Genomic DNA, 24,535 nt, shown 5'->3' on the forward strand with positions numbered 1-24,535 from the left:
TTTCCCCTTTACTCAGCAGCTTCAAAGTTGATGTCGCTGCCTTCAGCCAGGCGAACGTAGGCTTTTTTCCAGTCGCTGCGACGGCCCATGCCGTGGCGAGTGCGCTTGGTTTTGCCTTTAACGTTCACGGTGCGAACCTGCTCAACGGAAACGTTAAACAGCTTCTCTACCGCAGCCTTGATTTCTGCTTTCTCAGCATCGGTGGAAACCTTGAAAACCACCTGGTTGGCGCTATCGGCCAGCACAGCAGCTTTTTCGGAAATTACCGGGCCCAGCAGTACTTTGTAGAGTCGCTCTTGGTTCATCCCAGCACCTCTTCAATTTTCTTGAGCGCAGAAACGGTAACCACGACCTTATCAAAGCGAATCAGGCTTACTGGATCGATCGCCTGTACATCGCGGACGTCGATCTTGTGCAAGTTGCGTGCGGCCAGGTAGAGGTTTTCGCTAACCTCTTCAGTCACGATCAGCGCATCGGACAGGTCAAACTGAGCCAGTTTGCTTACCAGCTGCTTGGTTTTGGGTGCGTCCACGTCGAAGGACTCAACCACTACCAGGCGCTCCTGACGAGCCAGCTCAGACAAAATGCAGCGCAGTGCAGCGCGGTACATTTTCTTGTTCAGCTTAACGCTATGATCGCGCGGATCAGCGGCGAAGGTTACGCCACCGGAACGCCACAGCGGGCTGCGGATAGTACCGGCACGTGCGCGGCCAGTACCTTTTTGGCGCCATGGCTTCTTACCACCACCAGAAACATCGGAACGATTTTTCTGCGCCTTGGTACCCTGGCGAGCGCCGGCCATATAGGCCACAACTGCCTGGTGCACCAGATCTTGGTTGAACTCACGTCCGAAAGTCACTTCAGAGACAGCTACTGTGCCTTTAGCGCCTTCGGGAGTAGCGATATTCAGTTCCATATCTATTTCCCCTCAGACTTAGGCTTTAACTGCCGGACGAACGATAACGTTGCCACCGGGTGCACCGGGAACAGCGCCTTTAACCAACAGCAGGTTGCGTTCGGCATCGACACGAACCACTTCCAGGTTTTGCACGGTTACGCGCTCAGCACCCATGTGGCCGGCCATCTTCTTGCCTTTCCATACGCGGCCAGGAGTCTGGCACTGACCGATAGAACCGGGGGCGCGGTGAGACAGGGAGTTACCGTGGGTTGCGTCCTGGGTGCGGAAATTCCAGCGCTTAACGCCGCCCTGGAAGCCTTTACCTTTGGAAGTGCCGGTTACGTCGATCTTCTGGCCAGCTTCAAAGCTGGAAACAGTGATTTCAGAACCGATTTCGAAAGTCTCTTCAGAACCATCAGTGCGCAGTTCGAAAAGATTGGTGCCAGCCTCTACATTGGCTTTGGCGAAGTGGCCCGCTTCGGGCTTGGAGACACGGGAAGCTTTGCGGTTACCCACTGCTACTTGAACAGCGGTATAGCCGTCAGTTTCCTGAGTTTTCACCTGGGTGACGCGATTCGGAGTAACCTCAACAACGGTTACCGGAATGGACACGCCATCTTCGGTGAAGATGCGAGTCATGCCGCTCTTGCGGCCGACAATACCTATAGTCATCTTTATTAACCTCTCAGTGCACGGGGCTTTAACCCACTGCGGCCGCCCAGTTTCAGAGCGTTACACTACCCGAACCTTTTTCGTTCGGGATTCGGTAGTTAGTAAAAGTGTTAGCCGAGACTAATTTGGACCTCAACACCGGCCGCCAGATCGAGCTTCATCAGCGCGTCGACGGTTTTCTCGGTAGGCTCAACGATGTCCAGCAAACGCTTGTGAGTACGGATCTCGTACTGGTCGCGAGCGTCTTTGTTGACGTGCGGAGAAATCAGTACGGTGTACTTCTCTTTGCGAGTCGGCAGCGGGATAGGACCGCGAACTTGTGCGCCAGTGCGCTTAGCCGTCTCTACGATCTCCTGAGTGGACGCGTCGATCAGCTTGTGATCAAAGGCCTTCAGGCGAATACGGATACGTTGACCCTGCATGGAATCAAACTCCAACTTATGAACTAAAGAACGTCCTTTTCCGCAACCCCGAGGGCGGGCGAAAAGGAGCGCGAATTCTACGGGGAGCAAAAGCGACTGTCAACTGTACAGCCTGCGCAAATTTCAATCTGCTCGAACTACAATGAAGTAGCCGAAGCGGAACAAGGGTACAGATATGACTATTGCCGCAAAATTAAGCCAATACCTCAATGACCAGTCGGTCGACTACCACCTTATTCAACACCCACACACGCGCACAAGCCGCGAGAGCGCCCATGCCGCCCATATCCGGGAGGATCAGCTAGCCAAAGCGATTCTCCTGCAAGATAGTGAAGGCTATGTAATGGTGGTTATCCCGGCCAGCAGTAGCCTGGATATGCGTGCGGTACATATGGAAACCGGGCGCAACGGACTGGAAATGGTCGCAGAGAACGAATTGGGATCCGTGTTCCCTGACTGCGAGTTGGGCGCCCTACCCCCTCTCGGCCAAGCCTACGGCATCACCACCCTACTCGATAGCAGCTTGGGGCATCGTGAAACTATCTATTTTGAGGCGGGCGACCATGAGGAGCTTGTCGAGATGGACGGCCCACAATTCGCCAAACTATTTGCCAGCAGCCGCATTGCCGACCTGAGCAAAGATTGGCCTTAAACGAAACTGACAAGCCCAAGACATTTTTAAGAACTAGCGGTTATAAATTACCGGCAGACCTCCCCAGCGAAAGCCGCACGCTGAATGGCTCATAAAGCAACTCAAGAGCCATTCAGCCGCTTGCATTTATTGGGAGGACACCATGGAAGAGCCCAAGCGCCCATCGAATAAACCCAGGGCCGACTTAAAGGCTACAAAAATCTAGTGGCAAAAAAAAACCGTAGCGTTTCCGCTACGGTTTTTTAGATCAAGGGTAGTTATTACTCAATGATCTTAGCAACAACGCCCGCACCTACGGTACGGCCGCCTTCGCGGATAGCGAAGCGCAGGCCGTCTTCCATGGCGATCGGAGCGATCAGGGTAACAACCATTTGAATGTTGTCGCCCGGCATTACCATTTCAGTACCTTCCGGCAGCTCTACCGCACCAGTTACATCGGTAGTACGGAAGTAGAACTGAGGACGATAGCCTTTGAAGAACGGAGTGTGACGACCACCTTCGTCCTTGGACAGCACGTACACTTCCGCTTCGAACTTGGTGTGCGGAGTGATAGAACCAGGCTTAGCCAGCACCTGACCACGCTCTACTTCGTCACGCTTGGTGCCACGCAGCAGTGCACCGATGTTCTCACCAGCACGACCTTCGTCAAGCAGCTTGCGGAACATTTCAACACCTGTACAGGTGGTGGTGGTGGTCTCTTTGATACCAACGATTTCGATTTCGTCGCCAGTGTGAATTACACCACGCTCTACACGACCGGTTACTACAGTACCACGGCCGGAGATGGAGAATACGTCTTCGATCGGCATCAAGAACGGCTGGTCTACAGCGCGCTCCGGCTCAGGAATGTACTCATCCAGGGTTTCAACCAGCTTCTTAACAGCGGTGGTACCCATTTCGTTGTCGTCTTCGCCGTTCAGAGCCATCAGAGCAGAACCAACGATGATCGGAGTGTCGTCACCCGGGAACTCGTACTGGTCCAGAAGTTCGCGAACTTCCATCTCTACCAGCTCGAGCAGCTCTTCGTCGTCTACCATGTCCGCTTTGTTCAGGAATACAACGATGTAAGGTACACCTACCTGACGGGAAAGCAGGATGTGCTCACGAGTCTGCGGCATGGGGCCGTCAGCTGCGGAACATACCAGGATAGCGCCGTCCATCTGAGCAGCACCGGTGATCATGTTCTTAACGTAGTCGGCGTGTCCCGGGCAGTCTACGTGCGCGTAGTGGCGAGTCGGGGACTCGTACTCAACGTGAGAGGTAGCGATGGTGATACCACGCTCACGCTCTTCCGGTGCATTGTCGATACCGTCGAAAGCTACAGCGTCACCGCCCCATACTTCCGCACATACGCGGGTCAGAGCAGCGGTCAGGGTGGTTTTACCGTGGTCAACGTGACCGATGGTGCCCACGTTCACGTGGGGCTTGGAACGTTCAAACTTTTCTTTTGCCATCTTTAGATGTCCTCTAGCTAAAAGTTTGCCAAAGAAGCCCCGGCTACTGGCCGGGGCCCTTTTAAGCAGAAGTTAATTAGGCCTTGTTCTTGGCGATGATCTCATCGGCAACATTTTTCGGCGCTTCGGCGTACTTCAAGAACTCCATGGTGTAGGTAGCGCGACCCTGGGTGGCAGAGCGCAGGTCGGTTGCGTAACCGAACATTTCTGCCAGAGGTACTTCCGCGTTAACAACCTTACCTGCAGGGTTGTCTTCCATACCCTGGATGAGGCCACGACGACGGTTGAGGTCGCCAACCACGTCACCCATGTTCTCTTCCGGAGTTACCACTTCCACCTTCATCATCGGCTCGAGCAGTACTGCACCGCCTACTGAGGAGAGCTTCTTGGTCGCCATGGAGCCGGCGATCTTAAACGCCATTTCACTGGAATCCACATCGTGGTAGGAACCGTCGTACAGAGTCGCCTTCAGGCCCAGCAGCGGGTAGCCAGCCAGAACACCGTTTTGCATCTGCTCTTCGATGCCTTTTGATACCGCTGGGATATACTCCTTCGGTACCACACCACCCACGATTTCGTTAACGAACTCCAGGCCTTCCTGGGACTCGTCCTCGGCGGGTTCGAATTTCACCCATACGTGACCGAACTGGCCGCGACCACCGGACTGACGAACGAACTTACCTTCGATCTCAGAAGTGTTGCGGATCGCTTCACGATAGGCTACTTGAGGCTTACCGATGTTCGCTTCAACGTTGAACTCGCGACGCATACGGTCAACGATGATATCCAGGTGCAGCTCACCCATACCAGAGATAATGGTCTGGCCGGTTTCTTCGTCGGTCTTCACACGGAAAGACGGGTCTTCCTGGGCCAGCTTGCCAAGGGCAATGCCCATTTTTTCCTGGTCCGGCTTGGACTTGGGCTCAACCGCTACGGAAATTACCGGCTCAGGGAATTCCATGCGCTCCAGAACAATCTTGTTGCTCTCGGCACACAGGGTGTCGCCTGTAGTCACGTCTTTCAGGCCGATCGCAGCAGCGATATCGCCCGCCAGCACCTCTTTAATCTCTTTACGGTCGTTGGAGTGCATCTGCACCATACGGCCAACGCGCTCTTTCTTCATTTTTACGGAGTTGTATACCGCAGTACCGCTCTCCAGCTTACCGGAGTAAACGCGGAAGAAAGTTAGAGTACCAACGAAGGGGTCGGTAGCAATTTTGAAAGCCAGTGCAGCGAACGGAGCTTCGTCGTCAGCTTCGCGGGTTTCAACGGTTTCGCCATCGTCCAGAGTACCTTCGATCGCCTTAACTTCAGTCGGCGCCGGCAGGTATTCAATAACCGCATCCAGTACAGCCTGTACACCTTTGTTCTTGAACGCAGAACCGCCTAGAACCGGTACGATTTCGTTAGCCAGGGTACGCTGGCGGATAGCTGCCTTGATCTCTTCTTCGGTCAGCTCACCTTCTTCCAGGTACTTCTCCATCAGCTCTTCGCTGGCTTCGGCCGCAGCTTCTACCAAGTACTCGCGCATTTCGTCGCACTCATCCTGCAGTTCAGCCGGGATGTCAGCGTAGTCAAAGGTCATGCCCTGATCAGCTTCATTCCACAGAATGGCCTTCATCTTCACCAGGTCAACAACACCCTTGAACTCGTCCTCGGCACCGATGGTCATTTGCAGGGGTACGGCGTTCGCATTCAGGCGGTCTTTCAGCTGGCTCACAACGTTGCGGAAGTTCGCACCGGCACGGTCCATCTTGTTTACGAATACCATGCGTGGTACTTCGTATTTGTTCGCCTGACGCCAAACAGTTTCAGTTTGAGGCTGAACACCAGAGGAACCACACAGAACAACAACCGCGCCGTCGAGTACGCGCAGGGAGCGCTCTACTTCAATGGTGAAATCAACGTGTCCCGGGGTATCGATGATGTTTACGCGGTGTTGGTCGAACTGCTGCTGCATGCCAGACCAGAAACAGGTGGTTGCAGCGGAAGTAATGGTGATACCACGCTCCTGCTCCTGCTCCATCCAGTCCATGGTGGCAGCACCTTCGTGCACTTCACCAATTTTGTGGGACAGACCAGTGTAAAAAAGTACGCGCTCAGTAGTGGTGGTTTTACCGGCGTCTACGTGGGCACAGATACCGATATTGCGGTAGCGTGCGATAGGCGTTTTACGTGCCACAGTTGTATCCTCGATATAACGGCAAAAGGCAGCTTGGAAATTTCCGTGCTGCCTTTCGGTATTAATTTCCGATGTTGGTAATCATCAGACTTAGAAGCGGTAGTGAGAGAACGCCTTGTTGGCTTCCGCCATGCGGTGTACATCTTCACGCTTCTTGACCGCGCCGCCCTTGTTCTGAGCTGCATCGATCATTTCATTGGCCAGGCGCTGAGCCATGGACTTCTCGCCGCGCTTGCGGGAGAACTCTACCAGCCAACGCATTGCCAGAGCCATACGGCGCGAGGGGCGCACTTCTACAGGCACCTGATAGGTCGCACCACCAACACGGCGGGATTTCACTTCCACCATAGGCGCGATATTTTCCAAAGACTCTTCAAATACTTCGATAGGGTCTTTGTTCATTTTTTCAGAAACAGTCTCAAGAGCACCGTATACGATACGCTCTGCTACTGACTTCTTGCCGCTGATCATGACGTGGTTCATGAACTTGGCCAGGGTGACGTTCCCGAACTTGGGATCGGGTAGTACTTCGCGCTTGGCGACTACTCGTCTTCTCGGCATGGGTATTGCCTCTCTTCAGGGTTATTCTGAGACGCCGCCGTAAAACCTTACAATCCGGCGAGCTCAGCCTTACTCCGGTTGGAAACCGAAACGCAAATCGTTAAAGGCGATTAACCTTTAGGACGCTTGGCGCCGTATTTAGAACGGCCCTGCTTGCGGTCGTTTACGCCGGCACAGTCAAGTGCACCGCGTACAGTGTGGTAGCGCACACCCGGCAGGTCTTTTACACGACCGCCGCGAATCAGTACCACGCTGTGCTCCTGCAGGTTGTGGCCTTCACCACCGATGTACGAAGTTACTTCGAAACCGTTGGTGAGACGCACACGGCAAACTTTGCGCAGTGCGGAGTTCGGCTTCTTCGGTGTAGTGGTGTACACGCGAGTGCAAACTCCACGACGCTGCGGGCTGGCCTGCAGAGCGGGAACGTCGCTTTTTTCGACTTTGCGTTTTCTCGGCTTACGAACCAACTGGTTGATCGTTGCCATTAAAAATCACTCCAAAAATAAAATGCCCCCACCTCTTACAGTGAGGGCCTGTCGTCTGTGTGTAGCGCCGACTCGAAAGCCGGACGAAACACCCCACATCAGCGGGGGCCGCATTCTATAAGCGACAACCCGCCTAGTCAATCGGCGACGGAAGTAAGTGCTTACATCACAGACAGTCGCCAATCTCACTCGGCACCGAAGTGCCTGGATATACTCCACCCCGCCAGCAAGGCAAAGTGGGAATACACCTTATTCGCCTGAGGACTTCAAAGCCTCTGTCAGAGCCGCTTCCACCTCTGCTGCAGACGGGCCTTCGCCGAAGCTCTCTTCCAACTGCAAGCTGCGCTTACGTTTGCGCTCGCTGTGGTATGCCAGACCGGTACCTGCCGGAATCAAACGACCCACCACCACGTTCTCTTTCAAGCCGCGCAGATTGTCTTCTTTACCGGTTACAGCCGCTTCGGTCAGAACACGGGTGGTCTCCTGGAAGGAAGCCGCAGACAGGAAGGATTCGGTGGCCAGAGACGCCTTGGTGATACCTAGCAACAGACGCTCGAATTGAGCTGGCTGCTTGTTTTCAGCACGCAGCTGCTCATTTTCTTCGATCACACGCTGGTATTCCACCTGATCGCCCTTAATGAAGCCGGAATCACCCATCTCGGTGATTTCCACCTTGCGCAGCATCTGACGCACAATCGTTTCGATGTGCTTATCGTTAATGCCTACACCCTGGAGACGGTACACTTCCTGGATCTCGTTGGTGATGTAGCGTGCCAGTTCTTCGACGCCTTTCAGGCGCAGAATATCGTGTGGGTTCGACGGGCCATCGGAGATAACCTCACCCTTCTCTACGGTTTCACCTTCGAACACAGTCAGCTGGCGATGCTTCGGAATCAGAACCTCGTAGTGGTCCTTACCGTTGGCCAGCGGCTTGCCGTCGCGGGGAGTAATCTGCAGACGAACCTTGCCTTTGGTCTCTTTACCGAAAGAAACGGTACCGGAAATTTCCGCCAGGATGGATGGCTCTTTCGGCTTGCGCGCTTCGAACAGATCGGCAACGCGCGGCAGACCACCGGTGATATCCTTGGTACCGCCGGATTCCTGCGGAATACGCGCGATAACGTCACCCACGTTCACTTGTTTGCCTTCAGCCAGACTGAGGATGGCGCGAGGCGGTAATGCGTAGTGCGCCGGCGCATTACTGTTAGCCAGAGTCAGTTCTTCGCCATTTTCATCAACCAGGGTTACTGCAGGACGCAGGTCTTTACCCGCTGCCGGACGCTCGGCCGGATCGATTACCTCAATAGAGGACAGACCGGTAATATCGTCGGTCTGCTTGCGAATAGAGAGACCGTCTTCCATACCGGACAGTTTCACCCAACCGGCAACCTCGGTGATGATCGGGTGAGTGTGCGGATCCCATTTGGCCACGATCTGGCCACCGTCCACCTCAGCACCTTCGTAAACGCTGATCACAGCGCCGTAAGGCAGCTTATAGCGCTCACGCTCGCGGCCAGCACCGTCAGCAATAGCCAACTCACCGGAGCGGGAAACCGCTACCAGAGTGCCAGCTTCGGTTTTCACTGTCTTCACATTGTGCAGGCGTACGGTACCGCCCAGCTTCACCTGAATACTGTCCGCTGCAGAAGCACGGCTCGCAGCACCACCAATGTGGAAGGTGCGCATGGTCAGCTGGGTGCCCGGCTCACCGATAGACTGGGCAGCAACAACACCCACAGACTCACCTGGGTTGGCGCGGTGGCCACGGGCCAGGTCACGACCGTAACACTGGGCACAAATACCGTGGGCGGTGGTACAGCTGATCGGGGAGCGAACCAGAACCTCATCGATACCCATGGCTTCGATGCGCTCTACCCACTTCTCGTCGATCATAGTGCCGGCGGGAACGGCAATTTCATCGCTGCCAGGTTTGAGGACATCACGGGCCACAACACGGCCGAGGATACGGTCACCGAGAGACTCAATTACGTCACCACCCTCAATTACCGGTGCCATTGTCAGGCCATCGTCGGTGCCACAATCTACTTCAGTGATTACCACGTCTTGAGCAACATCCACCAGGCGGCGAGTCAGGTAACCGGAGTTCGCAGTTTTCAGTGCGGTATCCGCCAAACCTTTACGAGCACCGTGGGTCGAGATGAAGTACTGCTGTACGGTCAGACCTTCACGGAAGTTCGCGGTAATGGCGTTCTCGATAATGGAGCCATCTGGACGGGCCATCAGGCCACGCATACCGGCGAGCTGACGGATCTGCGCCTCAGAGCCCCGCGCGCCTGAGTCTGCGTACATATATACGGAGTTGAAAGAATCCTGCTTGGTCTCGTTGCCCTCGCGGTCGATGACCTTCTCTTTTTTGATACCAGCCATCATCGCCTGGGTTACCTTGTCGTTGGTACGGGACCAAACGTCGATAACCTTGTTGTACTTCTCGCCCTGGGTTACCAGACCAGAGGCAAACTGGCTTTCAATTTCTTTTACTTCCGCTTCTGCAGCACCGATCAGCTCGGCTTTTTCCGCCGGGATTTCGAAGTCATTGACACCAATGGAGGAACCGGACTTGGTGGAGAAATCGAATCCGGTGTACATCAGCTGGTCGGCGAAGATTACGGTCGCCTTCAGGCCAACTTTACGGTAACACTCGTTCAATACACGGGAGATAGATTTCTTCTTCATCGGCTGGTTAACCAGCTCGAAAGGTAGACCCTCCGGTACGATGTTCCACAGCAGCGCACGGCCGACAGTGGTGTCCTGGATAGAGATGGTTTCGTGCTTTTCACCATCTTCACCGAGAATCATCTCGCGGATACGCACCTTGATCTTCGCCTGCAGACCAACCTGCTTGGCGTAGAAGGCGCGGCTCACCTCCTTGATATCGGAGAAGGACATGCCCTCGCCTTTATCGTTGACGCGCTCGCGGGTCATCCAGTACAGACCCAGTACCACATCCTGGGAAGGTACGATGATCGGCTCACCGTTGGCCGGTGACAGGATGTTGTTGGTAGACATCATCAGCGCGCGGGATTCCAGCTGCGCTTCGATAGTCAGTGGTACGTGTACCGCCATCTGGTCACCGTCGAAGTCGGCGTTATAGGCAGCACACACCAGCGGGTGCAGCTGGATCGCCTTACCTTCGATCAGTACCGGCTCAAACGCCTGGATACCCAGACGGTGCAGGGTTGGTGCACGGTTCAGCAGTACCGGGTGCTCGCGGATCACTTCGTCGAGAATATCCCAAACGACAGCTTCTTCGCGCTCAACCATTTTCTTGGCGGCTTTGATGGTAGTCGCCAGGCCACGGGCTTCGAGCTTGCCGAAAATAAACGGCTTGAACAGCTCCAGGGCCATTTTCTTGGGCAGACCACACTGGTGCAGGCGCAGGGTCGGGCCAACCACGATCACGGAACGGCCGGAATAGTCAACACGCTTACCCAGCAGGTTCTGACGGAAGCGGCCCTGCTTACCTTTAATCATGTCAGCCAGGGACTTCAGCGGGCGCTTGTTAGAGCCTGTGATGGCACGGCCGCGACGACCGTTATCCAACAGCGCATCCACAGATTCCTGCAGCATACGCTTTTCGTTGCGCACAATGATGTCCGGCGCATTCAATTCAAGCAGGCGCTTCAGGCGGTTGTTGCGGTTGATAACGCGGCGATACAAATCGTTCAGGTCAGAAGTCGCAAAACGGCCACCATCTAGCGGTACCAGCGGGCGCAGATCCGGCGGCAGTACCGGCAGAGCCTGCATGATCATCCATTCAGGGTTATTTCCGGACTTATAAAAAGCTTCCAGTAACTTCAGTCGCTTGGACAGCTTCTTAATCTTGGTCTCAGAGTTGGTGGCCGGAATTTCCTCGCGCAGGCGCTGGATTTCAGCAGGCAGCTCGATGTCGCTCATCAGCTCCTGGATTGCCTCGGCACCCATCTTCGCTTCAAATTCATCAGCGAACTCTTCCATCGCCTCGAAGTACTGCTCATCGTTGAGCAGCTGGCCGCGCTCCAGGGTAGTCATACCCGGCTCGGTTACCACATAGGATTCAAAGTACAGCACTCGCTCGATATCACGCAGGGTCATATCCAGCAGTAGGCCGATACGAGACGGTAGGGACTTCAGGAACCAGATGTGCGCAACCGGGCTGGCCAGTTCAATATGGCCCATGCGTTCACGGCGTACCTTGGCCTTAGTCACTTCAACGCCACATTTTTCACAGATAATGCCGCGGTGCTTCATGCGCTTGTACTTACCGCATAGGCACTCGTAGTCCTTAACCGGGCCAAAGATCTTGGCGCAGAACAGACCTTCGCGCTCAGGCTTGAAGGTACGGTAGTTAATGGTCTCCGGCTTTTTCACTTCGCCGTAGGACCAGGAGCGGATCATGTCCGGCGAAGCCAGACCGATACGAATTGCATCAAACTCTTCCAGATGCTCCTGGGACTTCACCAGATTTAATAAATCTTTCAAGGCCTTTCCTCCACTAGGGGGTAGTCAACCCGGCCGATACGCTGTGCCGGGTGGGCCGAAGCCCCACTGCTATCAGGGGCTCCGGCGCTTGTCTCAATTCACCTGCGAACAGGCTGCTGCACAAATCGGTCTTACTCGTGCTCGAGCTCGAAGTTCATACCGAGAGAGCGGATTTCCTTAACCAGTACGTTGAAGGATTCCGGCATACCGGGCTCCATACGGTGGTCGGAGTCCACGATATTTTTGTACATCTTGGTACGCCCTTCCACGTCATCGGATTTAACTGTGAGCATTTCCTGCAGGGTGTAAGCGGCGCCGTAAGCTTCCAGTGCCCAGACCTCCATCTCCCCGAAGCGCTGACCACCGAACTGAGCCTTACCACCCAGCGGCTGCTGGGTAACCAGGCTGTAGGAACCGGTGGAACGCGCGTGCATCTTGTCATCCACCAGGTGGTTCAGCTTCAGCATGTACATGTAGCCCACGGTTACCGGACGCTCGAAAGCATCGCCAGTACGACCGTCGTGCAGAGTGATCTGGCCGGAATCCGGGATATCGGCCAGGCGCAACAGCTGCTTGATTTCGCTTTCATCTGCACCATCGAATACCGGAGTTGCCATAGGCACACCGCGACGCAGGTTGTGCGCCATCGCCATGACTTCTTCATCGGAGAAAGCATCCAGCTCTTCTTTACGACCACCGGTGGAGTTGTAAACTTCTTCCAGGAATCCGCGTACTTTCGCGACTTCCTGTTGCTCCTTGATCATCTTGTCGACTTTAACGCCCAGACCTTTTGCGGCCATGCCCAGGTGCATTTCCAGAACCTGACCGACGTTCATCCGCGAGGGAACGCCCAGCGGGTTTAGGACGATGTCCACAGGCTCACCGTTCTGATCGTACGGCATGTCCTCGACCGGCTTGATCACAGAGATCACACCCTTGTTACCGTGGCGACCGGCCATTTTGTCGCCCGGCTGGATACGGCGTTTGATCGCCAGGTAAACCTTGACGATTTTCAGCACGCCCGGAGCGAGGTCATCACCGGACTCCAGTTTTTTCTTCTTGTCTTCGAAGGCTTCGTCGAGCAGCTTGCGGCGCTCTTTCAGCTGTGCTTCGGCTTTTTCGAGCTGCTCATTCAGACTCTCATCTTCCATGCGCAGCTTGAACCAGTCTTCGCGCGGCAGTGCGGCAAGCACTTCAGCAGAGAGCTCCTGGCCCTTGCTGATACCTTTGCCACCGGCAGCTTTCTGGCCTTGCAGTGCAGACTGCAGACGCTCAAAGGTTGCGCCTTCAACGATGCGGTATTCTTCATTCAGGTCTTTGCGAACTTCGTCCAGTTGCGCCTTCTCGATATCGATAGAGCGCTGGTCTTTTTGCAGGCCGTCACGGGTAAATACCTGTACGTCGATCACGGTACCGCGAGTGCCACTCGGCGCGCGCAGGGAGGTGTCTTTAACGTCTGACGCCTTCTCACCGAAGATCGCACGAAGCAGTTTTTCTTCTGGAGTCAGCTGGGCTTCACCTTTCGGAGTTACTTTACCTACCAGGATATCGCCAGGGCCCACTTCCGCACCGATATACACGATGCCGGACTCGTCCAGCTTGTTCAGTGCAGACTCGCCAACATTGGGGATATCCGCGGTGATTTCCTCACTGCCCAGCTTGGTGTCACGGGCGATACAGGTCAGCTCCTGAATATGAATGGTGGTAAAGCGGTCTTCCTGTACAACGCGCTCACTAATAAGGATGGAGTCCTCAAAGTTGTAACCATTCCAGGGCATAAATGCGATGCGCATATTCTGGCCCAGTGCCAGCTCACCCAAGTCTACGGAAGGGCCATCGGCGAGAATATCGCCACGAGCAACGCGATCGCCAGTGCTTACGATTGGGCGCTGGTTAATGCAGGTGTTCTGGTTGGAGCGGATGTACTTGGTTAGGTTGTAGATATCCACACCTGCATCACCGGCTTCAACCTCAGCGTCGGCCACTCGCACTACAACGCGGCTAGAATCTACACGCTCAATCACACCGCCGCGCTTGGCAACCACACATACGCCTGAATCGCGCGCTACAGTGCGCTCCATTCCGGTACCCACCAGCGGCTTTTCAGCGCGCAGGGTCGGCACTGCCTGACGCTGCATGTTCGAGCCCATCAATGCACGGTTGGCATCGTCGTGCTCGAGGAACGGGATCATCGCTGCTGCAACGGACACAACCTGCTTGGCAGAAACGTCCATATACTGGATTTCGCCCGGCGCTTTCAGGGTAAATTCGCCCTGGTGGCGCACGCTTATCAGGTCATCACTGAAGTTGCCCTCGTCATCGACAGCTGCAGACGCCTGGGCAATCACGTAGTTGGCCTCGTTAATCGCCGACAGGTACTCGATTTCGTCGGTAACCTTGCCATCAACCACTTTGCGGTAGGCACTCTCAAGGAAGCCGTAGTGGTTGGCACGGGCGTAAGTCGCCAGGGAGTTAATCAGACCGATGTTCGGTCCTTCCGGTGTTTCAATAGGACATACGCGGCCGTAGTGCGTAGGGTGTACGTCGCGCACCTCAAAACCGGCGCGCTCGCGCGTCAGACCGCCCGGGCCCAATGCGGAAACACGGCGCTTGTGGGTAACTTCCGACAGCGGGTTGTTCTGGTCCATAAACTGGGACAGCTGCGAGGAACCAAAGAACTCCTTCACAGCGGCAGCTACCGGCTTGGCATTAATCAGGTCCTGCGGCATCAGGCCCTCGGACTCCGCCATGGACAAGCGCTCTTTCACCGCACGCTCAACACGAACCAGGCCCACACGGAACTGGTTTTCAGCCATTTCGCCCACGGAGCGCACGCGACGGTTACCCAGGTGGTCAATATCATCCACCATACCCTGGCCGTTGCGAATATCGATCAGCGTCTTCAGTACGTCGACAATATCTTCTTTGCTCAGGGTGCCGGGGCCAGTCTCGTCTTCGCGGCCGAGACGACGATTAAACTTCATGCGACCAACAGCGGACAGGTCATAGCGTTCGTCGGTGAAGAACAAATTCTCGAACAGAGACTCCGCAGATTCCTTGGTGGGCGGCTCGCCCGGGCGCATCATACGGTAGATCTCAACCAGCGCTTCCAGCTGGGTGCGAGAGGGATCTGCACGCAGGGTGTCCGAGATAAATGGGCCGCGGTCCAGATCATTGGTGTACAGGGTCTCGAAGTGCTTGATATTCAGCACGCGCAACTGCGCAATCACTTCTGCGGTGATCTCGGTATTACACTCGATCGCGATCTCACCGGTGGATTCATCCACAATATCGTTCGCCAGGGTACGGCCAAACAGGTATTCCAACGGTGCTTCCAGCTTCTCAACACCGGCCTTTTCCAGCTGGCGAATGTGGCGCGGGGTGATACGGCGCCCCTCTTCCACAATGACCTTGCCCTGGCCATCTTTAATATCAAAGGAGGCAACATCACCACGCAGGCGAGACGGAATCAATTCGAGACTGACATGGTCTTCGTGCAGCTCAAACTTGCTGGTCTCGAAGAACATTTCCAGCATTTCCTGGGAGGTGTAACCCAGAGCACGCAGCAGGATGGATGCCGGCAGCTTACGACGACGGTCAATACGTACGAATACCAGATCTTTCGGGTCGAACTCGAAGTCCAGCCAGGAACCACGGTAAGGGATAACCCGTGCGGCATACAGTAGCTTACCGGAAGAGTGTGTCTTGCCTTTGTCGTGATCGAAGAATACACCCGGGGAGCGGTGCAGCTGGGATACGATTACACGCTCTGTACCGTTAATCACAAAGGTACCGTTATCGGTCATGAGCGGAATTTCGCCCATGTACACTTCCTGCTCTTTGATGTCCTTAATGGACTTATTCGCAGATTCTTTATCGTAAATAATCAGGCGCACACGCACACGTAACGGACATGCGTAAGTCACGCCGCGCAGGGTACATTCCTTAACGTCAAAAGCGGGCTTACCCAGCGTATAGCTCACGTACTCCAGAGCGGCATTGCCGGAATAGCTGACAATCGGAAATACAGATTTAAACGCCGCTTGCAAGCCAACGTCCAAGCGGTCGTCTGGGCGCTTGTTGGCCTGTGTAAAATTGCGATATGAATCCAGCTGTATCGCAAGCAGAAAGGGCACATCCATGACCTTAGGCAGTTTGCCAAAATCCTTGCGGATACGTTTTTTCTCAGTATATGAGTAAGCCATTCAAATTCCCCAGCTTGATCAGTGACAAGACTTCGTGGGACTCATTCGGGAGTCCCTCCGGGCGAGAAGCCTCTGAGCAAGACAGCTTGCCTGTGTTGCTCAGAAACCTCTCCGCTTGCTTTTGGGCAGTGCAACTGCGCTATGGTTAAATGAGGTTTGCCACGGTTTTTCACTTCCGCCGGCACCAGTAAAAACCACAGTACCGCAAACGGCAAAAAGGCCGGCGGACAAAAGTCCACCAGCCTTACCGCTAGCTGTCGCTTTAGGCGACTGTTAGCGGGAATCGCAACAACTGAATTACTTCAGCTCTACAGTTGCGCCAGCTTCTTCCAGCTCTTTCTTAGCAGCTTCAGCTTCGTCTTTGCTTACGCCTTCTTTCAGCGGGCTTGGAGCGCCGTCAACCAGTGCCTTGGCTTCTTTCAGGCCCAGGCCAGTGATGCCGCGAACAGCTTTGATCACGTTCACTTTCTTGTCGCCTGCAGAAGTCAGGACTACGTCGAAAGAGTCCTTCTCTTCAGCAGCAGCTTCGCCGCCAGCCGGGCCGGCTACAACTGCTGCTGCAGCAGTTACACCGAACTTCTCTTCCATCGCTTCGATCAGCTCAACAACGTCCTTAACGGACATTTCAGCAACAGCGTTGATGATATCTTCTTTAGTCAGAGACATGAGTCATTACCTGAATTGGTTTGAGCAGTAGCTGCTCGTATTTCGTTTTGAAACTGCGATTCGCTCTTGCGAAAAATTATGCAGCTTCCTGCTCTTTTTGGTCGCGAACGGCCGCAATAGTGCGGACCAGCTTGCCAGCAGATGCTTCTTTCAACACGCTCATCAGCTTGGCGATCGCCTCGTCGTATGTCGGCAGGCTTGCCAACAGTGCGACGTCAGTGATCGCGCCTTCGAAGGCAGCACCTTTTAGTTCCAGCTTGTCATTGCCCTTGGCGAACTGGCTCAGGATGCGCGCACCGGCACCTGGGTGTTCGTTGGAAAATGCAATGATGCTGGGACCTACGAATTTGTCGGTCAGACATTCGTAATCAGTACCTGCCAGAGCGCGACGCGCCAGAGTATTGCGGACGACTTTCAACCAAACGCCGTTCTCGCGAGCCTCTTTGCGCAGGGTGGTCATGTCATTCACGGTTACGCCGCGGGAATCCGCAACTACCGCAGACAGAGCACCTTCAGCAGCTTGCTGGACTTCTGCGACAATCGCTTTCTTGTCTTCGAGTCCAATAGCCATAGTGTCACTCCTGGATTTGAAAAAAACCGGGCTCAACCGCCCGATCCGTTCCGGTGCATAAAGCTCAAATCCAGTAAAAATACTGGTTTGGGCGACACCGTCTGCGTAGGCTTGAACCTCACAATGGCCAACCTGGCCGAAGTTCGGATTAAGGCAGAAACGTTAAACCTCAACGCCACTGCCACCTACGGTCTTTGACGGCCCACCCTGTGCCGAAGCAATCGGGTGGACCCCAAAGTTCCTTTTGGCGCACAGTCCTCACGGGACTGTACCGCCACAATTAGATAGTCAGGGAAGACTGGTCGATAACCAGGCCCGGACCCATAGTGGTGCTCAGGGTGATCTTCTTCAGATACACGCCTTTTGCAGAAGCCGGCTTGGCTTTCTTCAGGTCGGCAACCAGAGCTTCCAGGTTTTCTTTCAGTGCGCTTGCATCGAAAGCTACCTTGCCGATACCACCGTGGATAATGCCGCCTTTGTCAGCGCGGAAACGCACCTGGCCAGCTTTGGCATTTTTAACCGCAGTAGCAACGTCTGGAGTTACGGTGCCAGTCTTCGGGTTCGGCATCAGGCCACGCGGACCAAGGATTTGACCCAGCTGACCCACAACGCGCATCGCATCGGGAGAAGCGATCACTACGTCGAAGTCCATCTTGCCAGCTTTTACGTCGGCAGCCAGCTCGTCCATACCGATCAAGTCAGCGCCCGCTTCTTTAGCGGCGTCAGCGTTTGCACCCTGGGTGAAAACAGCTACGCGAACTTCTTTACCAGTACCGTGCGGCAGAGTGGTGGCACCGCGAACAGCCTGATCGGATTTGCGCGGGTCGATGCCCAGGTTTACAGAAGCGTCTACAGTTTCTGCAAACTTAACGTTGGACAGCTCTTTTAGCAGGGCTACTGCTTCTTCGATGCCATAAGCCTTACCAGCTTCCACTTTCTCAGCGATAGCGCGCTGACGCTTGCTCAATTTAGCCACTTACAGACCCTCCACTTCGATACCGGCACTGCGTGCGGAACCGGCGATAGTGCGCACGGCCGCGTCCATATCGGATGCCGTTAGGTCCGCTTTCTTCATTTCCACGATCTCTTCCAACTGAGCGCGGGTAACTTTACCCACCTTGTCAGTGTTCGGGCGACCGGAACCGCTCTTGATCTTGGCAGCCTTGCGCAGCAGTACTGCGGCGGGCGGCGATTTCATGATGAAGGTGAAAGAGCGATCGCTGTAGACAGAAATCACAACTGGAACTGGTAGACCTGGCTCGAGGCTCTGGGTCTGGGCGTTGAACGCCTTACAGAATTCCATGATGTTCACACCGTGCTGACCCAATGCAGGACCTACGGGCGGACTCGGGTTGGCCTGACCGGCCTTAACTTGTAGCTTGATATAAGCTTCTACTTTCTTAGCCATTACAGCTCTCCTTTAGATGGGTATTAACGCCTGCCCAGGTAATCACAGTAATTCCCAGGCCTAGCTCCCCGAATGCCCGAAAAATAAACTGTTATTTTCCGGGGACGCGAAAACCCCCTTCCACCTCGCGGCGAAAGAGGGAAAAAATATATTCTGGTATCAGGTCTTCTCTACCTGACTAAACTCTAGCTCAACTGGCGTGGAACGCCCGAAGATCAATACTGCCACGCGCAAGCGGCTCTTTTCGTAGTTGACCTCTTCGACCACGCCGTTGAAATCATTAAACGGACCGTCGATAACCCGAACCATCTCACCGGGCTCAAACAGGGTTTTAGGCTTCGGCTTATCAGCGGAATCATCAATGCGATTCAGGATAGCCTGCGCTTCACGATCGGTAATTGGAGCCGGCCTATCTGCCTTGCCACCAATAAACCCGAGCACACGTGGTGTTTCTTTTACCAAGTGCCAGGTATCATCGTTCAGCTCCATCTCTACCAAGACATAGCCCGGAAAGAACTTGCGCTCACTCTTGCGCTTCTGCCCAGCTCGCATCTCCACCACTTCCTCAGTGGGAACCAACACTTCACCAAAAAGATGGTCCATCTCGTGCAGCTCAATGCGCTCTTTCAAAGAGCTAGCAACACGCTTCTCATAGCCCGAGTAAGCCTGGACCACATACCAATGCTTTGACATGTATCAACCTTTAGCCGATGAGTTTGGAAGCCGCCCAACCCAAAGCGGAGTCCAGCGCCCAGAGAATTAACGCCATAATCAATACAAAAACCACCACGATTACCGTGGTCTGAGTTGCCTCTTGGCGAGTCGGCCAAACCACGCGCCTGACCTCGGTTTGCGCCTCACGCAACAGCTGCCAGAGAGCATTGCCTTTTGCGGTATTTACTGCCACAACCAGAGCAACCAGGCAGATGGCTGTGACTGCCAGCACGCGGTAGATCAAGGGGAATTCGGCGTAATAAGAGTTGCCCGCCACAGCACCACCAACGAGTAGCACTATCAGCAGCCACTTCAAGCCGTCAAGACGAAAGGTTTTCGCTTCTGCTTTAGCATTCATATATGAAGCCCTTAGCGCACTATAGATAAGCCCTTAGTGCTCAAAAACACAAAAGCCCCACTGACAAGTAGGGTTCTGCGACACCCCTAAGCTTATCCAAAGCGGAGTGATTGAAAATGGCAGGCCAGGAGGGACTCGAACCCCCAACAGCCGGTTTTGGAGACCGGTGCTCTACCAATTGAACTACTGGCCTGTACATCACGAGCGCCTTAACACTCGAAGATGGAGAGGACTATAGCCTGCCCTCTCATCTGTTGCACCGCCGGGGAACCTCGGCGGCACGAAGATCAAAGATTACTCAATGATCTTAGCAACAACGCCCGCACCTACGGTACGGCCGCCTTCGCGGATAGCGAAGCGCAGGCCGTCTTCCATGGCGATCGGAGCGATCAGGGTAACAACCATTTGAATGTTGTCGCCCGGCATTACCATTTCAGTACCTTCCGGCAGCTCTACCGCACCAGTTACATCGGTAGTACGGAAGTAGAACTGAGGACGATAGCCTTTGAAGAACGGAGTGTGACGACCACCTTCGTCCTTGGACAGCACGTACACTTCCGCTTCGAACTTGGTGTGCGGAGTGATAGAACCAGGCTTAGCCAGCACCTGACCACGCTCTACTTCGTCACGCTTGGTGCCACGCAGCAGTGCACCGATGTTCTCACCAGCACGACCTTCGTCAAGCAGCTTGCGGAACATTTCAACACCTGTACAGGTGGTGGTGGTGGTCTCTTTGATACCAACGATTTCGATTTCGTCGCCAGTGTGAATTACACCACGCTCTACACGACCGGTTACTACAGTACCACGGCCGGAGATGGAGAATACGTCTTCGATCGGCATCAAGAACGGCTGGTCTACAGCGCGCTCCGGCTCAGGAATGTACTCATCCAGGGTTTCAACCAGCTTCTTAACAGCGGTGGTACCCATTTCGTTGTCGTCTTCGCCGTTCAGAGCCATCAGAGCAGAACCAACGATGATCGGAGTGTCGTCACCCGGGAACTCGTACTGGTCCAGAAGTTCGCGAACTTCCATCTCTACCAGCTCGAGCAGCTCTTCGTCGTCTACCATGTCCGCTTTGTTCAGGAATACAACGATGTAAGGTACACCTACCTGACGGGAAAGCAGGATGTGCTCACGAGTCTGCGGCATGGGGCCGTCAGCTGCGGAACATACCAGGATAGCGCCGTCCATCTGAGCAGCACCGGTGATCATGTTCTTAACGTAGTCGGCGTGTCCCGGGCAGTCTACGTGCGCGTAGTGGCGAGTCGGGGACTCGTACTCAACGTGAGAGGTAGCGATGGTGATACCACGCTCACGCTCTTCCGGTGCATTGTCGATACCGTCGAAAGCTACAGCGTCACCGCCCCATACTTCCGCACATACGCGGGTCAGAGCAGCGGTCAGGGTGGTTTTACCGTGGTCAACGTGACCGATGGTGCCCACGTTCACGTGGGGCTTGGAACGTTCAAACTTTTCTTTTGCCATTGCAGCCTCCTAATATAGGTGAGCCGTTAACGACACCACCCATGTCCAGAACATGCGCATCCGACCCGGAAAACCCCGACCCCGGACACAAACAACCGCAAGAGCTCTCACTCTTGCGGCTATTAAAATGGAGCTCATGGGCGGATTTGAACCGCCGACCTCACCCTTACCAAGGGTGTGCTCTACCCCTGAGCTACATGAGCAATTCTTCGCCAATCCAGGCGATCGCAAGATATGCCACTTTGGACAACCTCCCAGCCGAACCTATAGCTGGAGCGGGCAGCGGGAATCGAACCCGCATCATCAGCTTGGAAGGCTGAGGTTCTACCATTGAACTATGCCCGCTTGCGGGAGCATCCAGACGAAACCACCTGTTTCGCCAACGACACCTTACGGCGTAAAAAGTGGTGCAGGGGGGTGGATTCGAACCACCGAAGCTTTCGCGTCAGATTTACAGTCTGATCCCTTTGGCCACTCGGGAACCCCTGCCCAATGCGGTGTGCATTCTCCACACCTTCCACTGCGCTGTCAACATTTTTTCTTTAAATTTCACAGACTTAGCCGCAAAACTTAATATCAAAAGCGCTGGGATAAAATGGAGCTGGCGAGAGGAGTCGAACCCCCGACCGGCTGATTACAAGTCAGCTGCTCTACCAACTGAGCTACGCCAGCCCTATCCCGTTTACCGCCAAGGCTGATAAGTCAGCCCTGTCAGTGGAGGCGGGATTCTATGGGAAGTTATTCCGACAAGCAACACCCTTTTTACAGATAAATCAGAATTTTTTGTGTCGCCATATGCCTCATAGAGAAAAATTCAGCCGCTAAAGATCGACCAGTGAGGATTAAGACCTATAGTCGAGAGACTCTCAGCTCGCGACCTCAGAGCAAAGGTTTCTGCGCCGATCCAGCTTAGGGTGCTCTTCCTGTAACTGCTGCCAAAATTCACCGCCCAAGCGCTCAGCCTGCCCAGGCGTCAATATAATCCAGCGTTCCATATGGGTCTGGGGCTCTTCACGGAACTGCGCCCCAACCCCCTTCCCTACCAACTCTGCTGTGAGGGATTCAGCGCGGTCACGCTCGCTGAAAATACCAAATGAGATGCCGTCGGCGAGAGTCCCCTTGGGTATGACATAACTGTCGATACCCCGGGCCTGCAATTCACGCAAACGGCTAAAGGCCTCCCGACGGGAATTCAGCGGCGGCAGAAACACCCAGTAGCGCATCTGGCCCGGCATTTCTATTCCGCGCAAATCGGCAGAAATTTGGAGAGCCGAAAGGCGCTGTGCTATATCCTGGCCCAGATGCTCCTCAGGAAAGGGTCCGATTAGGGTGCAGAGCTGCCCCCCGGAAGCATCAACTGTCACAGAGGATGGCACCTCTTCCACCGGAGGCAACTGCTCCGGCGACATTTCACTGACAAGAACAATTTTCTGGGTTTCTGCAGCCCGGCTTGGACTGACAACCTGAGCAGCACTACCGGCTGTCGATGATGTAGTGACAAACCAGGCAAATGCCCCGAGGTTAAGCAGTAATAAAAAGAGAGCGATCCAGCGCATAGACATTCTTTATATTTAGGGATTACTCAACGCCAAGCCATCCAGCACCAGCTCAGGCACCAAATGATGCTCCCTTCGATAGTGGGAGGATAGCAATGGGCCGTCTCCTCCGGTCAGCCAGATTAACGGCTCTTCATCGCTACAGACACGCAACTCATCAAGGGCTCGATCAATTGCTCCGAGCACCATTAGGAACAGGCCGCGGTTGATCGCCTCATCAGTATTGCGGCCTGCGCCCAGTGTTTCTGTCAAGCATAACTCCTGCGCACTGCTGGCGGCATGTGTATCCAAACGTAGGGAGCGCTGCATAAGACCGATTCCCGGCACGATATATCCACCGAGGTGGCCGCCCTGATTGTCAATCAAATCGAGGGTAACTGCGCTGCCACAGTCCACAATTAATGCTGCTTGTTGGGCCCGGCCATAGGCGGCGAGCATCGCCAGCCACCGGTCCGCGCCGAGAAGACGATGGTTGTCATAGCCGCAGGCGACCCCCGCACATTCCGTAAGCACCTGCGAGAACTCCACCTCTAGGGAAAACAGCGCTCGCACATGCTCTGCCAATGACTCTGCAACAACGGGGCCAGCCACATTAACTACGCGGACTCTGTGGGGATGCGAATCCAGGCTCAACTTATCCCAACCATCCGGCATGCGACCTTCACGCAAGTCGGAGGTACCAAAGTGGCCGCGCATATCCACCTGCCCCTCGTTTAGCAGGCGCCATTTACCACGGGTGTTGCCAATATCCAGTTCGAGAATCAAACCTGCCCCCGCAAAGAGATTTCCCCTCCGTGGAAGTGTTTCAGCTCTCCATCCATATCTAAAATTAAGGCACCTTTGTCATCTACCCCTGCAGCGATACCGGTCCAAACCTGAGAACCGGCCTGCAAGATTACCGGCTGACCAGCAAACTGATCCAGCTTGGTCCAGGCATCTCGGTGAGCACTAAATCCTCTTTGCGGATATTCGTGCAGTAACAGCAGCAACTCGTCCAATATAGCTGCCACCAAATGGTTACGCGGGATTCCCGGACAAACCTGCTGCAGGTCCGCCCAAGGCTGATCAATTTTAGTGGCGGTTTCAATGCGCAGGCCACTATTCAGCCCTATACCAATAACCACAGCACAGCGATCGGTCAGGTCCCCTTTTAGCTCAAGCAATACCCCTGCAAGCTTACTGCCACGGCACCAGATATCATTGGGCCACTTCAAGCGGACATCGGGTACCGAAAATCGCTCTAATGCCCTCGCCAACGCCACCCCCACCGCGAGGCTTAGCCCTTCTAGGCTCTGTACTCCACCACTGAATTCCCACCCCACGGATAGGCTGACTCCAGTTCCATAAGGGCTGATCCAATTACGCCCCCGGCGTCCACGGCCGGCACTCTGGCGCTCCGCAAGCATGGCGACGGCATGCCCATCCCCCTCCTCCATTCGGGCCAAGAGCTGGGTATTTGTGGAGTCCACCTCGTTCAACAGAAGCAGCTCTCGCAAATGCCCTTTGGATTTTTCACTTAGCCTTTCATTTATCTTGTCCGATGAGAGCAAATCCAGCCCACCGGGCAGCCTGTAGCCCCGGCCTTTGACTGACTCGAGAGCCAATCCATAATTCTCAAGTTTTTTTAGTTGCTTCCACACAGCAGCGCGGCTCACACCAAGAGCGGCACCGAGAGATTCCCCAGAATGCAGGTTACCATCAGCCAGTAATTCCAATACCGGGCGTAACTGTTCCAGTGAGCTTTTTGCGATAGTGTCTTGCAAG

At 54.7% G+C, this 24,535-nt stretch carries 21 protein-coding genes and 5 tRNA genes; 1 reads left to right on the plus strand and 25 read right to left on the minus strand.

Annotation, left to right across the window (positions count from 1 at the left end; all coding sequences use genetic code 11):
• Nucleotides 1-8 precede the first annotated feature (8 nt).
• The 4 genes from rplW to rpsJ all read right to left on the minus strand — a co-directional run bounded on the left by rplW (nt 9) and on the right by rpsJ (nt 1,992).
• Nucleotides 9-305, minus strand: coding sequence for a 50S ribosomal protein L23 (gene rplW, locus ACCI49_RS06420; RefSeq protein ID WP_020411386.1), 297 nt, complete (start codon nt 303-305; stop codon nt 9-11).
• Nucleotides 302-916 carry a 50S ribosomal protein L4 gene (gene rplD, locus ACCI49_RS06425; protein WP_020411385.1) on the minus strand — a complete coding sequence of 205 codons (615 nt, stop codon included), beginning with the start codon at nt 914-916 and terminating at the stop codon, nt 302-304. The genes rplW and rplD overlap by 4 nt, the downstream gene beginning before the upstream one ends.
• An 18-nt stretch (nt 917-934) precedes the next feature.
• A complete protein-coding gene (rplC, locus tag ACCI49_RS06430; protein ID WP_371838138.1) occupies nt 935-1,570 on the minus strand; it encodes a 50S ribosomal protein L3 in 636 nt (211 codons plus the stop codon).
• A gap of 110 nt (nt 1,571-1,680) precedes the next feature.
• Nucleotides 1,681-1,992 carry a 30S ribosomal protein S10 gene (gene rpsJ, locus ACCI49_RS06435; RefSeq protein WP_010133849.1) on the minus strand — a complete coding sequence of 104 codons (312 nt, stop codon included), beginning with the start codon at nt 1,990-1,992 and terminating at the stop codon, nt 1,681-1,683.
• 175 nt (nt 1,993-2,167) lie between these two features.
• On the opposite strand from rpsJ, the gene ACCI49_RS06440 reads away from it, so the two are divergent.
• A complete protein-coding gene (locus tag ACCI49_RS06440) occupies nt 2,168-2,644 on the plus strand; it encodes an aminoacyl-tRNA deacylase (RefSeq protein WP_371838139.1) in 477 nt (158 codons plus the stop codon).
• Between the two features lie 260 nt (nt 2,645-2,904).
• On the opposite strand, the gene tuf (ACCI49_RS06445) is transcribed toward ACCI49_RS06440, so the two are convergent.
• The 21 genes from tuf (ACCI49_RS06445) to birA all read right to left on the minus strand — a co-directional run bounded on the left by tuf (ACCI49_RS06445) (nt 2,905) and on the right by birA (nt 24,534).
• The gene (tuf, locus tag ACCI49_RS06445) at nt 2,905-4,098 is read right to left on the minus strand and encodes an elongation factor Tu (RefSeq protein WP_371838140.1); all 1,194 of its coding nucleotides are present in this window, start codon (nt 4,096-4,098) and stop codon (nt 2,905-2,907) included.
• A 76-nt stretch (nt 4,099-4,174) separates the two neighbouring features.
• Nucleotides 4,175-6,280: an elongation factor G gene (fusA, locus tag ACCI49_RS06450; RefSeq protein ID WP_371838141.1), complete on the minus strand. Its 2,106-nt coding sequence runs from the start codon at nt 6,278-6,280 to the stop codon at nt 4,175-4,177.
• 90 nt (nt 6,281-6,370) lie between these two features.
• Entirely contained in the window at nt 6,371-6,841 is a 471-nt protein-coding gene (rpsG, locus tag ACCI49_RS06455) for a 30S ribosomal protein S7 (protein WP_020411119.1), read from the minus strand.
• A 110-nt stretch (nt 6,842-6,951) separates the two neighbouring features.
• On the minus strand, nt 6,952-7,326 hold the full coding sequence (rpsL, locus tag ACCI49_RS06460; RefSeq protein ID WP_020411120.1) for a 30S ribosomal protein S12: 375 nt from the start codon (nt 7,324-7,326) through the stop codon (nt 6,952-6,954).
• Nucleotides 7,327-7,575: 249 nt separating this feature from the next.
• A complete protein-coding gene (gene rpoC, locus ACCI49_RS06465) occupies nt 7,576-11,805 on the minus strand; it encodes a DNA-directed RNA polymerase subunit beta' (protein WP_371838142.1) in 4,230 nt (1,409 codons plus the stop codon).
• A gap of 131 nt (nt 11,806-11,936) precedes the next feature.
• Nucleotides 11,937-16,010, minus strand: coding sequence for a DNA-directed RNA polymerase subunit beta (rpoB, locus tag ACCI49_RS06470; protein ID WP_371838143.1), 4,074 nt, complete (start codon nt 16,008-16,010; stop codon nt 11,937-11,939).
• A gap of 297 nt (nt 16,011-16,307) precedes the next feature.
• Nucleotides 16,308-16,676 carry a 50S ribosomal protein L7/L12 gene (rplL, locus tag ACCI49_RS06475; protein ID WP_371838144.1) on the minus strand — a complete coding sequence of 123 codons (369 nt, stop codon included), beginning with the start codon at nt 16,674-16,676 and terminating at the stop codon, nt 16,308-16,310.
• Nucleotides 16,677-16,752: 76 nt separating this feature from the next.
• Nucleotides 16,753-17,247 carry a 50S ribosomal protein L10 gene (rplJ, locus tag ACCI49_RS06480; RefSeq protein ID WP_371838145.1) on the minus strand — a complete coding sequence of 165 codons (495 nt, stop codon included), beginning with the start codon at nt 17,245-17,247 and terminating at the stop codon, nt 16,753-16,755.
• Between the two features lie 280 nt (nt 17,248-17,527).
• Nucleotides 17,528-18,223 carry a 50S ribosomal protein L1 gene (gene rplA / locus ACCI49_RS06485; RefSeq protein ID WP_371838146.1) on the minus strand — a complete coding sequence of 232 codons (696 nt, stop codon included), beginning with the start codon at nt 18,221-18,223 and terminating at the stop codon, nt 17,528-17,530.
• Complete coding sequence (gene rplK / locus ACCI49_RS06490) at nt 18,224-18,655, minus strand: 50S ribosomal protein L11 (protein ID WP_020411126.1); 432 nt, start codon at nt 18,653-18,655, stop codon at nt 18,224-18,226.
• A gap of 159 nt (nt 18,656-18,814) precedes the next feature.
• A complete protein-coding gene (gene nusG, locus ACCI49_RS06495) occupies nt 18,815-19,348 on the minus strand; it encodes a transcription termination/antitermination protein NusG (RefSeq protein ID WP_252084405.1) in 534 nt (177 codons plus the stop codon).
• Nucleotides 19,349-19,358: 10 nt separating this feature from the next.
• Nucleotides 19,359-19,727 (minus strand): preprotein translocase subunit SecE, encoded by a 369-nt coding sequence (gene secE, locus ACCI49_RS06500; RefSeq protein ID WP_020411128.1) that lies wholly within the window; start codon nt 19,725-19,727, stop codon nt 19,359-19,361.
• A 117-nt stretch (nt 19,728-19,844) separates the two neighbouring features.
• Nucleotides 19,845-19,920, minus strand: a tRNA-Trp gene (locus tag ACCI49_RS06505).
• A gap of 101 nt (nt 19,921-20,021) precedes the next feature.
• A complete protein-coding gene (gene tuf / locus ACCI49_RS06510; RefSeq protein WP_371838140.1) occupies nt 20,022-21,215 on the minus strand; it encodes an elongation factor Tu in 1,194 nt (397 codons plus the stop codon).
• A gap of 128 nt (nt 21,216-21,343) precedes the next feature.
• Nucleotides 21,344-21,418: transfer RNA gene (locus ACCI49_RS06515), tRNA-Thr, on the minus strand.
• Nucleotides 21,419-21,486: 68 nt separating this feature from the next.
• Nucleotides 21,487-21,560 (minus strand) — tRNA-Gly (locus ACCI49_RS06520).
• Between the two features lie 60 nt (nt 21,561-21,620).
• A tRNA-Tyr gene (locus ACCI49_RS06525) sits at nt 21,621-21,704 on the minus strand.
• Between the two features lie 107 nt (nt 21,705-21,811).
• Nucleotides 21,812-21,887: transfer RNA gene (locus tag ACCI49_RS06530), tRNA-Thr, on the minus strand.
• A gap of 194 nt (nt 21,888-22,081) precedes the next feature.
• Nucleotides 22,082-22,771, minus strand: a complete 690-nt coding sequence (locus ACCI49_RS06535; RefSeq protein ID WP_371838147.1) for an SPOR domain-containing protein — start codon at nt 22,769-22,771, stop codon at nt 22,082-22,084.
• Between the two features lie 15 nt (nt 22,772-22,786).
• Complete coding sequence (locus ACCI49_RS06540; RefSeq protein ID WP_371838148.1) at nt 22,787-23,536, minus strand: type III pantothenate kinase; 750 nt, start codon at nt 23,534-23,536, stop codon at nt 22,787-22,789.
• Nucleotides 23,533-24,534, minus strand: a complete 1,002-nt coding sequence (gene birA / locus ACCI49_RS06545) for a bifunctional biotin--[acetyl-CoA-carboxylase] ligase/biotin operon repressor BirA (RefSeq protein ID WP_371838149.1) — start codon at nt 24,532-24,534, stop codon at nt 23,533-23,535. Before birA ends, ACCI49_RS06540 begins: the two co-directional genes overlap by 4 nt.
• Between the last annotated feature and the right edge of the window lies 1 nt (nt 24,535).

It is taken from the genome of Microbulbifer epialgicus (assembly GCF_041447265.1).
GTDB lineage: Bacteria > Pseudomonadota > Gammaproteobacteria > Pseudomonadales > Cellvibrionaceae > Microbulbifer > Microbulbifer epialgicus.